This window comes from Roseovarius sp. PS-C2 (assembly GCF_018862045.1).
Taxonomy (GTDB): Bacteria; Pseudomonadota; Alphaproteobacteria; order Rhodobacterales; family Rhodobacteraceae; genus Roseovarius.
Map to the genome: position 1 here is coordinate 394,737 of NZ_JAHKSQ010000002.1, position 14,411 is coordinate 409,147.

At 60.3% G+C, this 14,411-nt stretch carries 12 protein-coding genes; 5 read left to right on the forward strand and 7 right to left on the reverse strand.

The features are described from left to right. Positions 1-148: 148 nt before the first annotated feature. The 6 genes from acs to KPG71_RS05370 all read right to left on the reverse strand — a co-directional run bounded on the left by acs (position 149) and on the right by KPG71_RS05370 (position 7,406). Entirely contained in the window at positions 149-2,095 is a 1,947-nt protein-coding gene (gene acs, locus KPG71_RS05345; protein WP_216337077.1) for an acetate--CoA ligase, read from the reverse strand. Between the two features lie 92 nt (positions 2,096-2,187). Then, positions 2,188-2,943: an ABC transporter ATP-binding protein gene (locus KPG71_RS05350; RefSeq protein ID WP_216337078.1), complete on the reverse strand. Its 756-nt coding sequence runs from the start codon at positions 2,941-2,943 to the stop codon at positions 2,188-2,190. 15 nt (positions 2,944-2,958) lie between these two features. Further along, entirely contained in the window at positions 2,959-3,714 is a 756-nt protein-coding gene (locus KPG71_RS05355; protein ID WP_216337079.1) for an ABC transporter ATP-binding protein, read from the reverse strand. A gap of 13 nt (positions 3,715-3,727) precedes the next feature. Continuing rightward, a complete protein-coding gene (locus tag KPG71_RS05360) occupies positions 3,728-4,930 on the reverse strand; it encodes a branched-chain amino acid ABC transporter permease (RefSeq protein WP_216337080.1) in 1,203 nt (400 codons plus the stop codon). 3 nt (positions 4,931-4,933) lie between these two features. Next, positions 4,934-5,965 (reverse strand): branched-chain amino acid ABC transporter permease, encoded by a 1,032-nt coding sequence (locus KPG71_RS05365; protein ID WP_216337081.1) that lies wholly within the window; start codon positions 5,963-5,965, stop codon positions 4,934-4,936. Positions 5,966-6,059: 94 nt separating this feature from the next. After that, positions 6,060-7,406: a substrate-binding protein gene (locus KPG71_RS05370; RefSeq protein WP_216337082.1), complete on the reverse strand. Its 1,347-nt coding sequence runs from the start codon at positions 7,404-7,406 to the stop codon at positions 6,060-6,062. 221 nt (positions 7,407-7,627) lie between these two features. Here KPG71_RS05370 and KPG71_RS05375 point away from each other — a divergent pair, with 221 nt between their 5' ends. From KPG71_RS05375 to KPG71_RS05395, 5 genes are all read left to right on the forward strand, one after another. Beyond that, positions 7,628-8,935: a helix-turn-helix domain-containing protein gene (locus tag KPG71_RS05375; protein ID WP_216337083.1), complete on the forward strand. Its 1,308-nt coding sequence runs from the start codon at positions 7,628-7,630 to the stop codon at positions 8,933-8,935. A 79-nt stretch (positions 8,936-9,014) separates the two neighbouring features. After that, on the forward strand, positions 9,015-9,383 hold the full coding sequence (locus KPG71_RS05380; RefSeq protein WP_216337084.1) for a response regulator transcription factor: 369 nt from the start codon (positions 9,015-9,017) through the stop codon (positions 9,381-9,383). Then, positions 9,380-9,664 (forward strand): hypothetical protein, encoded by a 285-nt coding sequence (locus KPG71_RS05385; RefSeq protein WP_216337085.1) that lies wholly within the window; start codon positions 9,380-9,382, stop codon positions 9,662-9,664. Before KPG71_RS05380 ends, KPG71_RS05385 begins: the two co-directional genes overlap by 4 nt. Then, positions 9,665-12,367: an ATP-binding protein gene (locus KPG71_RS05390; RefSeq protein ID WP_216337086.1), complete on the forward strand. Its 2,703-nt coding sequence runs from the start codon at positions 9,665-9,667 to the stop codon at positions 12,365-12,367. 69 nt (positions 12,368-12,436) lie between these two features. Beyond that, entirely contained in the window at positions 12,437-13,495 is a 1,059-nt protein-coding gene (locus KPG71_RS05395; protein WP_216337087.1) for a FliM/FliN family flagellar motor C-terminal domain-containing protein, read from the forward strand. A 38-nt stretch (positions 13,496-13,533) separates the two neighbouring features. On the opposite strand, the gene KPG71_RS05400 is transcribed toward KPG71_RS05395, so the two are convergent. Continuing rightward, positions 13,534-14,397, reverse strand: a complete 864-nt coding sequence (locus tag KPG71_RS05400) for an MBL fold metallo-hydrolase (protein ID WP_216337088.1) — start codon at positions 14,395-14,397, stop codon at positions 13,534-13,536. Between the last annotated feature and the right edge of the window lie 14 nt (positions 14,398-14,411).

Consider the following 14,411-nt stretch of genomic DNA (forward strand, 5'->3'; position numbering starts at 1 on the left):
TTGTTCGAGGTTCGGGTGCCGGATTTGCCGGCACCTGATCCGACTACCATAGCCGTATAGCGACAGGTTTCTCGCCAGCTAGCGACAAATACGAAAAAACCCGCAAGGCGATGACCTTGCGGGTTAATTTACGGGGTTTTGGCCGGTTTCAGCGGTTCATGCGATTTTCGATCAATTCGTCCACCACGCCGGGATCGGCCAGCGTAGACGTGTCGCCAAGACTGCCGAAATCGTTTTCGGCGATCTTGCGCAGGATGCGGCGCATGATCTTGCCCGAACGTGTCTTGGGCAGGCCGGGCGCCCACTGGATCAGGTCGGGCTTGGCGATCGGGCCGATTTCCGAACGAACCCAGGTTTCCAGTTCCTTGCGCAGTTCATCGCTGGGTTCTTCGCCGGTCATCAGGGTGACATAGGCATAAATGCCCTGACCCTTGATGTCGTGCGGGTAACCGACAACGGCGGCCTCGGCCACCTTGGAGTGCGCGACGAGCGCCGATTCCACCTCGGCTGTGCCCATGCGGTGGCCGGAAACGTTGATCACGTCATCGACACGGCCAGTGATCCAGTAATAGCCGTCGGCATCGCGGCGACAGCCGTCACCGGAGAAGTAGTAGCCCTTGTATTGCTGGAAATAGGTCGCTTCGAACCGGTCGTGATCGCCCCAAACGGTGCGCATCTGTCCCGGCCAGCTGTCCTTGAGGCACAAAACGCCTTCGGCTTCGGTGCTGTCGATTTCCTTGCCGGATTCGGTTTCCAGAACCACGGGTTCGACCCCGAAAAACGGGACCGTGGCCGAGCCGGGCTTGGCTGCGGTCGCGCCGGGCAGCGGTGTGATCAGGTGGCCGCCGGTTTCGGTCTGCCACCAGGTGTCGACGATGGGACGTTTCCCGTTGCCGACCACTTCGTTGTACCAGTTCCAGGCCTCGGGGTTGATCGGCTCGCCCACGGTGCCCAGCACCTTGAGGTCGCTGAGATCGTATTTTTCGACAAAGTCGTTTCCTTGCCCCATCAACGCGCGGATGGCGGTGGGGGCGGTGTAGAACTGGTTGACCTTGTGCTTTTCACAGACGGCCCAGAACCGGCCCGCATCGGGGTAGGTGGGGACGCCTTCGAACATGATCGTTGTCGCGCCGTTGGCCAGCGGACCGTAAACGATATAGCTGTGGCCGGTGACCCAGCCCACGTCAGCGGTACACCAGAAGATATCGCCATCATGGTAGTCGAAGGTGTACTGATGCGTCATCGACGCCCAGACCAGATAACCGCCCGAGGTGTGAACGACACCCTTGGGCTGGCCGGTGGACCCCGAGGTGTAGAGGATGAAGAGCGGGTCTTCGGCGCTCATCTCTTCGGGCGGGCAGTCGGCATCGACCTTCTCGATTTCTTCGTGCAGCCAGTAATCGCCTTCCGAGCGCCAGGCGATCTGATCGCCGGTGCGTTTGACCACAAGGCATTTCACATCGTCCACGTCATGCAGCAGCGCCTGGTTGACGTTGTCCTTGAGCTTGGTCTTGCGCCCGCCGCGCGGGGCGGTGTCGGCGGTGATCACCAGCTTAGCGTCGCATCCGTTGATCCGTGCACCGAGCGCGTCGGGCGAGAAGCCGGCAAAGACAATCGAATGGATCGCACCGATCCGCGCACAGGCCAGCATGGCGTAGGCGGCTTCGGGGATCATCGGCAGGTAGATCACCACGCGGTCGCCCTTGCCGACCCCGAGATTCTTGAACACGTTGGCCATCTTGCAGACGTTTTCGTGCAACTGGCGGTAGGTGATGTGCTGGGCCTCGTCGCCGGGTTCATCCGGTTCCCAGATGATAGCCGTCTGATCGCCGCGAGTGGCCAGGTGCCGGTCGGTGCAGTTGGCGGCCACGTTCAGGGTGCCGTCCTCGAACCATTTGATCGCGACATTGCCGAAGTCGAAATTGACGTTCTTCACCTTGCTGAACGGCTTGATCCAGTCGATCCGCTTGCCATGCTCGGACCAGAAACCATCGGGATCGTTGACCGAGGCGGCATACATTTCGTCATAGCGGGCTGCGTCGACATGGGCCTTGGCGGCGAACTCGGCAGAAGGGGGGTATGTTTTATCGGACATGTCTGACCTTTACATTCTGGAATTTACTTCGAAAGGGTAGGTCGGCCCCGGCCCGCATGCAAGCGGCGTGGTGGGGGCCGATGATTTGCGTGTCAGATCGCAAGATACTCGGCGCGCAGCTCTTCGTTCGCCAGCACTTCGGAGGCGGCCCCATCAAACGCGATGGACCCGGTGTCGAGGATGACGGCCCGGTCGGCCAGTTCCAGCGCGCGAACGGCATTCTGTTCCACCAGAATGGTCGTCATGCCCTGTTCCTTGATCACGCGGAGGGTCTTTTCGATTTCGTCCACGATGACGGGGGCGAGACCTTCGTAGGGTTCATCGAGCAGAAGAACCTTGATGTCACGGGCAAGCGCACGGGCCACGGCCAGCATTTGCTGTTCGCCGCCCGACAGAGTCACGCCCTCCTGCTTGCGACGTTCGGCCAGGCGGGGGAAGAGATCGTAAAGTCGGTCGAGAGACCAGCCGATGGGCGGGGCGATTTGCGCCAGTTGCAGGTTTTCCTCGACCGTCAGGCCGGGAATGATGCAGCGATCTTCGGGAACCAGCCCGATTCCGGCGGCGGCGGCATCGTGGCTTTTCATGTTGTGCAGGGGTTGGTGATCCAGCCAGATCTCGCCATGCGTGACCTGCGGGCTGTCCATCCGCGCGATCGAGCGCAGCGTCGTGGTCTTGCCCGCGCCGTTACGGCCCAAAAGCGCAAGGATTTCACCTTCGTGCACGTTGAAGCTGATATTCTGCACGATGTAGCTTTCGCCGTAATAGGACTGCATGTCCCAGACCGACAGAAAGGCCGGGGCGGTTTCGGCGTAGTTCTTGCCCTTGGAGAAATCGGGTTTGACGTTCATCTGGTGATCTCCTTCTTACGCCGTTTCGCCAAGATAGGCTTCGCGGACCTTGGGGTGGCCTTTGATCTTGTCGGGGGTGTCCTCGACCAGCGGGGTGCCCTGGGCCAGCACCGTGATCCGCTCGGCGAGGCTGAACACCACATGCATGTCGTGTTCGATGATGGCGATGGTGATGTCGCGCTCGTCCTTGATCTGCTTGAGCAGGTCGATGGTGTTGTTGGTGTCGGCACGCGCCATGCCGGCGGTCGGTTCGTCCAGCAGCAACAGGCGCGGATTCTGCGCCAGACACATGCCGATTTCCAGCCGCCGCTTGTCGCCCCGGCTCATCGAGGCCGAGTGGAAGTGGCGTTTGTCGGCCATGTTCAGGCTGTCCAGCATGTGTTCGGCCTGATCGACGATCTCTTTTTCGTTTTCGGTGTGCTCGACCGCGTGCATGCGGAAGGCGCCGTCGCGCTTGGCGAAGATCGGGATCATCATGTTTTCCAGCACGCTCAGATCGCCGAAGATCTCGGGTGTCTGGAACACGCGGGAAATACCCATCTGGTTGATCTCGTAGGGTTTGCGCCCCAGGACCGACTGGCCGTCGAACATGACGCTGCCGGTGTCCGGGATCAGCTTGCCCACGAGGCAGTTGAGCAGGGTCGATTTGCCTGCCCCGTTGGGGCCGATGATCGCGTGGCAGGAGTTTTCCGCCACGCTGAGGTTGACGTTGCCCAGAGCCTGGAGGCCACCGAAGCGCTTGTTCACGTCCTTGACTTCAAGAATGCCCATTTCGTGGCTCTCCTTATTCCGCAGGTTCGGTGGTGGTTTCACTCGACGTTTCTTCGGGCTTGCGCCGCTTGAAGGCCCGCATGATCCGTTGTCCGCCTTCGACAAGGCCGCCGGGCAGGAAGATCACCACCAGCATGAACAGGATGCCCAGGGTCAGGTGCCAGCCCTTGCCGATGAAAGGATAGACCAGAGCGACCATCGCGTCCTCGAGGCCGTCGGGCATGAACGAGAACCAGCTGTGCAGGACGTTGTCGTTGATCTTCGAGAAGATGTTCTCGAAGTACTTGATGAACCCCGCGCCCAGAACCGGGCCGATCAGCGTACCGGCTCCGCCGAGGATGGTCATCAGGACCACCTCGCCCGAGGCTGTCCACTGCATCCGTTCGGCCCCGGCCAGCGGGTCCATCGACGCCATCAGGCCACCGGCCAGACCGGCATACATCCCCGAGATGACGAAGGCCGCCAGCGCATAGGGTCTTGCGTTCAGGCCAGTATAGCTCATGCGTGTGTTGTTCGACTTGATCGCGCGCAGCATCATGCCGAAGGGCGACCGGAAAATGCGCACCGCGAGGTAGAACGCCAGAAGCATGATGATTGCACACAGGTAGTAGCCGGTGTTGAACTGAAAGCTCCAGGGACCGGCGACCATTTCATAGGTTCCACGCATCTCGATGCCGAACAGGTTGGTCACGGGGATCGAGCCATCCGCCGTGGCCGACTCGCCCAGAATGCGGGGATCGTCCAGCGTGAGTTGCAGGCCGGTTTCGCCATTGGTGATCGGGGTCAGGACCGAGTAGGCGAGGTTGAAGCTCATCTGGGCGAAGGCCAGTGTCAGGATCGAAAAGTAGATGCCCGAGCGGCGCAGTGAAATGAACCCGATCAGCAGGGCAAAGAGCCCGGCAACGATGACCGAAAGGATAATCGCGGGGACCACGTTCATACTGAGCAGCTTGAACATCCAGACTGCCGAGTAGCTGCCCACGCCCAGAAAGGCCGCATGGCCGAAGCTGAGGTATCCGGTCAGGCCGAACAGGATGTTGAACCCGATCGCGAAGATGCCGAAGATCACGAAGCGCTGCATCAGGTCGGGATAGCCCGCGTTGAACTGCGCCAGGGCGCTGTCGGCGGGGAAAGGATTGAGGATGAACGGCGCCAGCAGGGTCAGGGCCGCCACGATGATCAGAAGCGTAGTGTCTTTTTTGTTGAGACCCAGCATGGATTAGTCCTCCATCACGCCCTTGCGGCCCATCAGGCCACGGGGACGCGTCAGCAGAATGATGATTGCGACGAGGTAGATGATGATCTGGTCGATACCGGGGATGATCGACTTGATCTCGTTCATCGAGGCAAAGCTCTCCAGAACGCCCAGCATGAACCCGGCCAGAACGGCGCCGGGCAGAGAGCCCATGCCGCCGACGACCACAACCACGAAGCTGAGTACGAGGAAATCCATACCCATATGATAGTTCGGTGAGTTGATCGGGGCGTACATGACCCCTGCCAGTCCCGCGACCGCGGCGGCGATGCCGAACATGATGGTGAACCGGCGGTCGATGTTGATGCCCAGAAGGCCCACGGTTTCCCGGTCGGCCATGCCGGCGCGCACCACCATGCCGAAGGTCGTGAACTGAAGGAAGGCGAAGACCGCACCGATGACGATCGCCGCGAAGACGAAATAGACCAGACGCCAGTAGGGATAGATCACCGCATTGGGATCAAAGCCCAGAAGAACGCCGAAATCGAAGCTTCCGGTCAGGGCGTCGGGCGCGGGGGTGGGAATGGGATTGGCGCCGTAGAAATATTTGATGACCTCCTGAAGCACGATGGCCAGGCCAAAGGTCACCAGGATCTGGTCGGCATGGGGACGCTTGTAGAAATGCTTGATCAGGCCGCGCTCCATGATGAAGCCGATCCCGATCATGATCGGGATCGAGAACAGGATCGCCAGTGGCACCGCCCAGTCGATCAGCATGCCGCCGGTTTCCGGCCCGAACCAGGCTTCGACATACGGGGTCTTGACCTTGAGGGGGTTGCCAAGAAAGTCGGTTCTGGTCTCGTCGACGGTTTCAAAGCTGAGTGTCAGGATTTTCGACAGGGTTACCGCGCAGAAAGCGCCGATCATGAACAGCGCGCCATGCGCGAAATTCACGACGCCGAGCGTGCCGAAGATCAATGTCAGGCCAAGCGCGATCAACGCATAAGCCGAGCCTTTGTCCAGCCCGTTCAGAATTTGCAGAATAATAGCGTCCATTGTTCCCACCCGTGGGTTAATAGAAGTGGCGGTTCATCCGGGGGTGACGGATTGTATCCGGCCACGGTTTCGCGTGGCCGGACACGTTGCCGGATCAGGCGCCCGGGTTGCAGCTGCCGAGGTTGCCGCCTGCGAACATCGGGTGATCCGGTTCGTAGGTGACCTGGGCTGCGGGCGTGACTTCGACCACTTCCAGAAGGTCGAACTCGCTGGTCGGGTTCTCTTTCCCGCGCACCACCAGAACGTCCTTGAAGCACTGGTGATCATCCGCGCGGTAGAGCGTCTTGCCGTTGCCCAGACCGTCGAACTCGAAGCCTTCCAGCGCTTCGCCAACACCACAGGGGTTGAAGGTTCCGGCGCGCTCGCAGGCATCCGCGTAAAGCAGCGTCTGGCAGTACACGGTATGAGCCGCCTGGCTGGGCGGGAAGCCGTATTTTTCACCGAAGGATTTCACGAACGCCTTGGATGCGTCATCCTGCAGCGACCAGTGCCAGTTGGTCGACCCGTGAATACCCTTCACGTTCTCGCCGGCGCCCTTGGCCATCAGGCGCGAGTAAAGCGGCACGACGATTTCGAAGTTCTTGCCGTTCACTTGTTTTTCGCGCAGGCCGAACTGCACGGCGTTGGTCAGCGAGTTGACCATATTGCCGCCGTAGTGGTTGAGAACCAGAACGTCGGCCCCCGAGTTCAGAACCGGTGCGATGTAGGACGAGAAGTCGGTCGCCGCCAGCGGCGTTTTTACCGTTTCAACGGTTTGCCAGCCGAGGGCCTCCGTTGCTGCGACAATCGACTCTTCCTGAGTCCAGCCCCAGGTATAGTCGGCGGTCAGGTGATAAGCCTTGCGATCCGATCCGTAGAGTTTCTCCAGCACCGGAGCGAGCGCGGCGCCCGACATGTATGCGTTGAAGAAATGACGGAACCCGTTGGCTTTCTTGTCTTTGCCGGTGGTGTCGTTCGAGTGGGTCAGACCCGCCATGAAGATCACGCCGGCCTCCTGGCACAGGCCCTGTACGGCGACTGCCACACCCGAGGACGAGCCGCCGGTGATCATGATCGCCCCATCTTTTTCGATCATCGACTTCGCCGATGCGCGGGCGGCGTCCGATTTGGTCTGGGTGTCGCCGGTGACGAATTCGACCTTCTTGCCCAGGATGCCGTTCCCTTGCAGCGCCTTGGAACTGAAGGTGTTCATCATGCCGCCGTCGCCGCCACCGTTCAGGTGCTCGACCGCCAGTTCGTAAGCGCGCAGTTCGTCGGCGCCCTCGTCGGCATAGGGACCGGTTTGCGGTACGTTGAAGCCCAGTGTGACCGAACCGCCGGTCGGTTCGTTGGTGTAAGCGGCCGCGGATGACGCCGTAAAGATCGTCGGCAGCGCGACACCGGCACCAGCGACAGCGCTGGTTTTCAGCAGACCACGACGAGTCAGGTTGCTCTTGGACATTGATATCCTCCCGTTAGATTTAGTTTGGGGTTGCACCTCCTCTGTGCTTCCCCAGACAGCACAATTGTGCAAACGCATTATCGCAAGGGCTAAGAAAATTTCGCAACAACTGCTTTTTACAAAACAATTTTTTTGTAAAAATATAGACAAGTGTGGGCTGTATTATGTAAAAATATTGTAGTGACGTCAGGGAAGTCACGCGAAACACAGGAAAAATGCCGATGCCGGGAAGCCTGATGATCGGAACGCGCATTCGCGAAAGGCGGGTGATGAACGGAATCAAACAGTCCGACCTTGCGCGTCAGGTGGGTATTTCGCCTTCCTACCTCAACCTGATCGAGCATAACCGGCGGAGAATCGGGGGAAAAACGCTGTTGCGGCTGGCGGATGCGCTGCATGTCGAGCCGACGCTTTTGTCAGAGGGCGCCGAAGCGACGCTGATCGCCGCGCTGCGGGAGGCAGCGAGCCGGCAGGGCAAGGACGGCGCCGAAATCGACCGCAGCGAAGAATTCGCGGGCCGTTTTCCCGGATGGGCGCATTTGCTGGCCAGTCTGAGCCGCAGGGTGCAGGATCTGGAGCGTACGGTCGAAACGCTGACAGACCGTCTGACCCACGATCCGCATCTGGCGGCCTCGTTGCATGAGGTGATCTCGACCGTCACCGCGATCCGCTCGACCTCGTCCATTCTGGTCGAAACCGAGGAGCTGGAACCGGAATGGCAGAGCCGTTTTCACCGGAATATCAACGAGGAAAGCAGCCGGCTGGCCGAAGGGGCCGAGGCGTTGGTGCGGTATCTGGAGGGGGCGGCCAGTATCGAGGCTGAAATCAGATCTCCTCAGGACGAGGTGCAGGCGTTTCTGGCTGGGAACGGGTTTCATTTTCCGGCCCTCGAGGGGAACGTGGATGAAACGGCGTTGGAGGACATTCTGTCGCAAAGCGATGTGCTGGTGTCCGATGCGGCGCGGCGTTTGGCGCGCGGGACGCTTTCGCAATACAGTGTGGATGCGCATCGTTTGCCTCTGGAGGATATGCTGTCCGTCGTGGCGGAGCACGGCCCATCCCCGGACAGGATCGTGGAGGCGTCCGGGTGCGATCTCCCCGCGTCGTTCCGCCGGCTGGCGGCAATGCCCGAGGATGCGGTCGGGCCGGTCGGGCTTGTGTCTTGTGACGGCTCGGGGGCACTGATTTTTCGCAAACCGTTTTCCGGCTTTGCCATGCCGCGCGATGCGGGGGCTTGCGTACTCTGGCCGCTGTTTCAGGTGCTTGTGCAACCTCAGGTGCCAGTGTGTGCGATGTTGCGTCAGGCGGGCCGGGGGCGGGACAAGGTTCTGGCGCTGGCTGTCGCCGAACAGGTGGCCCCGGCAACGTTCGAGCGCCCCGCGCTGTTGCACGCGCATATGCTGTTGCTTCCCGCCGGTGCTGAAGATGCCGAAACCCCGGCGCGAGACGTCGGGTCCAGTTGCCGGATTTGTCCGCTGCGCGAATGTCCGGCCCGGCGTGAGCCGTCAATCATGGTGGACGGGTTCTGATGTTTTGACACAGGCCCGGACATTGACGATAAATGCTTGGCGGTGAAGGCCGTATTTGATCGGAGGGGAGGCCGGTTGATTGGATAAAAAAGTGCTTCTTATCGAAGACGAACCCAATATCATCGAGGCGGTCAGCTTTATCCTGTCGCGTGATGGATGGAACGTGAAAACCCATTCCAACGGTCATGACGCTCTGGAAGCGGTTCGCAACCGGCAACCCGATCTGATCATTCTGGATGTGATGCTGCCTGGCAAAAGCGGTTTCGATATCTTGCAGGAAATCCGCGCAGACAGTGAACTGACGAAAACCCCGGTATTGATGCTGACCGCGCGCGGACAGGAAAAAGATCGCGATATGGCCGAAAAAGCAGGGGCGAGCCGGTACATGACCAAGCCGTTCTCGAATGCCGAGGTGCTAGAGGTCGTGCGCAGCATGGTCGAGCCATGAGCGCCAAGCTCGGCCCGGTTTTTCTGGAGCGCCGCACCTATCGCCGCCGCAGGGCCGCGGATGCGGCGCGGCTGTTACCGTTTCTGGGTGTCGTTCTGATCGGGGTGCCGCTGTTATGGGGGGACGAAAGCGCGGAGATGGCCAAGACGACCCGCGTGATGCTGTATTTGTTCCTGGTCTGGGTTCTGCTTGCGGGGCTGTCGGCGATCATTTCGCGCAACCTGGACAAAGGAGAAGACGACGCGCCGCCAGGCGAGATGCCGACAAGGGACGATATGTGAATGGCGACACTGAACGTCCTTGTTTTGGTTTGCCTTTTGTACGTGGCGTTTTTGTTTGCGGTGGCTTTTGGCGCGGATCATGCGGCGCGGCGCGGACGCGGGACATGGTTGCGCTCGCCGATCATCTACACGCTGTCGCTGTCGATCTATTGTACGGCCTGGACCTTTTATGGTGCTGTTGGGTTCGCCGCGCGCTCGGGGCTGGAATATGTCACCATCTACCTGGGGCCGACGCTGGTGATGGTCGGCTGGTGGTGGACCCTGCGCAAGATGGTGCGTGTAGGGCGCAGCCAGCGGATCACGTCGATCGCCGACCTGATTTCGTCGCGCTACGGCAAATCGAATATCCTAGCGGTGTTTGTGACGCTTTTGGCGGTGATCGGCACCACACCCTATATCGCGTTGCAGTTGCAGTCGGTGACGTTGTCCTTTGCGACTTTCGCGGCCAATGATCCCACCGCCGCGGAATTGCCCGATCAGCAGTCCACAGCGCTTTGGGTGGCGTTTGGGCTGGCATTGTTCACCATTCTTTTTGGCACCCGCAATCTGGATGCGAACGAGCGGCATCACGGCGTGGTCATGGCCATTGCGCTTGAGGCGGTGGTCAAGCTGTTTGCGCTTTTGGCCGTGGGGGTGTTCGTGGTGTGGGGGCTTGCCGGAGGCGTGTCGGAAACACTGGCGCGTATCGACGCTTCGCCCATCGCCGACTGGAATATGGCGGGCAGCCGCTGGATCGGCCTGACGATGCTTTCGGCGGCGGCCTTCATGTGCCTGCCGCGCATGTTTCAGGTGATGGTGGTCGAAAACGAGAACGAGGATCATCTGCGCACCGCGGCATGGGCCTTTCCCGGCTATCTGATGCTGATGAGCCTGTTTGTCATACCGATTGCGGCGCTTGGGTTGCAAACCCTGCCTGAGGGGGCGAACCCGGATCTGTTCGTTCTGACGCTGCCGCTGCAGGAAGGGCGGGACGGGCTGGCCATTCTGTCGTTTATCGGTGGCTTTTCCTCGGCCACGTCGATGGTGATCGTCGCGGCGATCGCTTTGTCCACGATGGTGTCAAACCATGTGGTGATGCCGGTCTGGTTGTGGGCCACGGGGGGCACCGCCGTTGTTTCGGGCGATGTTCGCAATGTTGCGTTGCTGGCGCGGCGTATGTCGATTGCCGGGATAGTATTGCTTGGATACCTGTATTTCCGTTTGTCCGGCGGCGGCACGGCGCTGGCGGCGATCGGGCTGGTGTCTTTTGCCGGGGTGGCGCAGTTCCTGCCTGCGCTGATGGGCGGACTGTTCTGGCGCGCGGCCAACCGCACCGGCGCGCTGGCCGGGCTTGGAGTGGGGTTCCTCGTCTGGCTCTATTGCCTGTTTCTGCCCAGCTTCGGACCCTCGGCGATCCTGCCGCAGGACGTGTTCGACAATGGTCTCATGGGGCTTGGCTGGCTGCGTCCGCAGGCCTTGTTCGGGACGCAGGGGATGGACCCGCTGGTGCATGCGGTGATGTGGAGCATGCTGTTGAATACGGCCGTGTTCGTCTTCGTATCGCTGGTGACGTTCCCGCAGCCGGTGGAACGGTTGCAGGGTGCGCAATTCGTGAATGTTTTCGAGCATTCCTCGGGAGCCGCCACCGGCTGGTCCGGGCATCTGGCGCGTAGCGAAGACCTGATGATCATGTCGCAGCGCATTATCGGCGCCCGGCAGGCCCAGGCCTTGTTTTCTGGCGCCGCGCAGCGGCAGGGGCTGGCCGGGTATCTGCCCGAGCCGACCCCGGATTTTCTGCAGGAACTCGAACGTGAGCTTTCAGGGTCCGTCGGGGCGGCGACGGCGCATGCTATGATCTCGCAAATCGTGGGCGGCGCGACCGTGTCGGTCGAGGATCTCATGGCTGTCGCCGACGAAACTGCGCAGATCATGGAGTATTCCAGCAAGCTCGAGGCCAAGACACAGGAACAGGAACGCACCGCGCGCCAGTTGCGGGCGGCAAACGAGAAACTGACCCAGCTTTCGGTGCAAAAGGACGCGTTTTTGAGCCAGATCAGTCACGAGTTGCGTACTCCGATGACTTCGATCCGGGCATTTTCCGAGATTCTGCGCGACACCGGTGAACTGAGGCCCGCTGAACAAGCGAAATACGCTTCGATCATCCATGACGAAGCCATTCGTCTGACCCGCTTGTTGGACGATTTGCTGGACCTGAGCGTTCTGGAGAACGGCCAGGTGGTGTTGAATGTTCAGATGGGGCGGCTTGGGGATTTACTGGACCGGGCCGTTTCTGCCGCGGGCGGAGATGATCGTGCGGCGTTGCAAATTCTGCGCGACCGCGACGATGAGGACGTGATGTTGACCACCGATCTGGATCGATTGGTGCAGGTGTTCATCAACGTGATTTCGAACGCGCGGAAGTATTGCGATGCCGCGCAGCCGGTTCTGACGATCTCGCTCAAGCGCGAAGAGGGCTCGTTGATGATCGACTTTATCGACAACGGGTCGGGTATTCCGACCAACCAGCATTCGGTCATTTTCGAGAAATTTTCACGTATCGGTGAAATCAAGGCGGACGGGGCCGGTCTTGGCCTTGCGATTTGCCGCGAGATCATGGCCCGGATCGGCGGTGAAATCACCTATTTGCCGGGGCAGTCCGGGGCTGCTTTTCGCGTGATTTTACCTGACTCGATTGCCAGCGAAGCACATGCCGCGCCGGCGTAAAGACCTTGGTAACCTTCCGTGCGGTAGGGTGTGGCAACACGGCTTCGCAAGGACGGCAGATAGTTGGGGATGGCCAGAGAACAACGCAATTCGGTGATTCACCGCATGGCGCAGGTCGCGCGTGAGGATTTCGACGCGCGTGCGATGTCGGCCTCCAAGGCGCTGCGTCTGGCCTTGTCACGGGTCGCGGAACGTCTGTTCAGCCTTGCGGTGACCGTTTCGACGGTAGAGCAAGTGAGCCTTGCGCAGCCGGCGATCCGGGACGGTCTGGGCGATGACGGGCTTTTATTGTTGCTGGATGGAGATGACGGGCAGCGTGGTGCGCTTCAACTGGACCGGCAGTTTCTGGCATCCTTGATCGAAGTGCAGACCATGGGCGAAGTCCGCTCCGGAGAAGCGCCTTCGCGTATCTTGACACGCACGGATGCGGCGATTGCGGCTCCGCTTGTGGACGGCATGCTGCAGCTGTTCGATGAGCAGATGAGCGAAGGTATTCCCGGTTATGTTCCGTTGGGGATGCGTTTTGGCGACATGATCGAAGACGCACGCACACTGGCCCTGACGTTGGACAAGCCCGATTACGATCTGTTTCGTATTACCGCTGATCTTGGCATCGGGGCCAGAACCGGGGTGTTGAACGTGCTGTTGCCCAGGCTTCAGCCACCCGCCGGCAAAGAGACTGCGGCGTCTTCAGGCGGCGCGGACAGCGCAGGTACACTTGAAAACAGCGCCTTGAATGCTCCCGTGATGCTGGATGCGGTCATGGCGCGGGTGTCGATGCCGCTCGACCGGATTTGCGCCCTGGTCCGTGGCCAGACCCTGACACTCCCGCGCGAGGCGATTTCGGACTCGCAGCTTCTGGGGGCGGGGAACCATCTGGTGGCCCCGGTGAAACTGGGGCAGGTCAATGGCTGGCGCGCTGTTCGGTTGCTCGGCCCGGAGGTCCTATCCGGGGCGAACCCGGCGTTGAAAAATATGGAAAAATCAGTGCGGCATACGGAAGGCGACGAAGCAGACCCCCCAACCCCAAGCGGGATGATTGCCGAGTCGCCCAAGGATGCGACATCACTTCCCTCTGCCGGTCGGCAGATCGAAGAACAGGCAGCACACTCCCAACACAGCGCATAGACGGTGGGCGAAAGCCAATGAGGTGAAACGCCGAAAGTCTACAGTTTGTTGACCGGGACCTTCAGGAAGACATTGCCTTGTTCATCCTCTGGGGGCGTTTGCCCGGCGCGCATGTTGACCTGTAGCGACGGGATGATCAGCCTCGGCATGGCAAGGGTCGCATCGCGCGCATCGCGCATCTTGACGAAGCTGTCCTTGTCTTGTCCGCCGCCGATATGAATATTGCGCGCCTTCTGTTCGCCGACAGTGGTTTCCCACGCATATTCATCGCGCCCCGGTGCCTTGTAATCATGGCCCACGAAGAGACGTGTGTCGTCGGGCAGGGACAGGATTTTCTGGATCGACCGGTACAGGGTTTCCGATGATCCACCGGGAAAATCGCAGCGCGCCGTGCCGAAATCGGGCATGAACAGCGTATCGCCCACGAATGCCGCATCGCCAATCACATAGGTCAGGCAGGCGGGGGTATGGCCGGGTGTGTGCAGGACATCCCCACGCAACTGACCGATATGGAAACTGTCCCCTTCACGAAACAACCGATCGAATTGCGAGCCGTCGCGTTGAAATTCCGTACCTTCATTGAAGACCTTGCCAAAGGTATCCTGCACGATGCGGATATTGTCACCGATGCCGATCTTGCCGCCGGTCTGCTGCTGGATATAGGGCGCCGCCGACAGATGATCGGCGTGAACATGGCTTTCCAGAAGCCACTGGACCTCAAGCCCTTCGGCCTTGACATAGGCAATGATTTCATCGGCTGATCCGGTATCGGTTCGCCCCGACGCGTAGTCGAAATCGAGAACCGAGTCGACCACGGCGCAGGCGCTGCCAGCGGGATCGCGCACCACATAGGAAACGGTATTGGTGGCATCATCGAAAAATGCCGTGACCTCTGGTGACATCTCAACCTCTCATT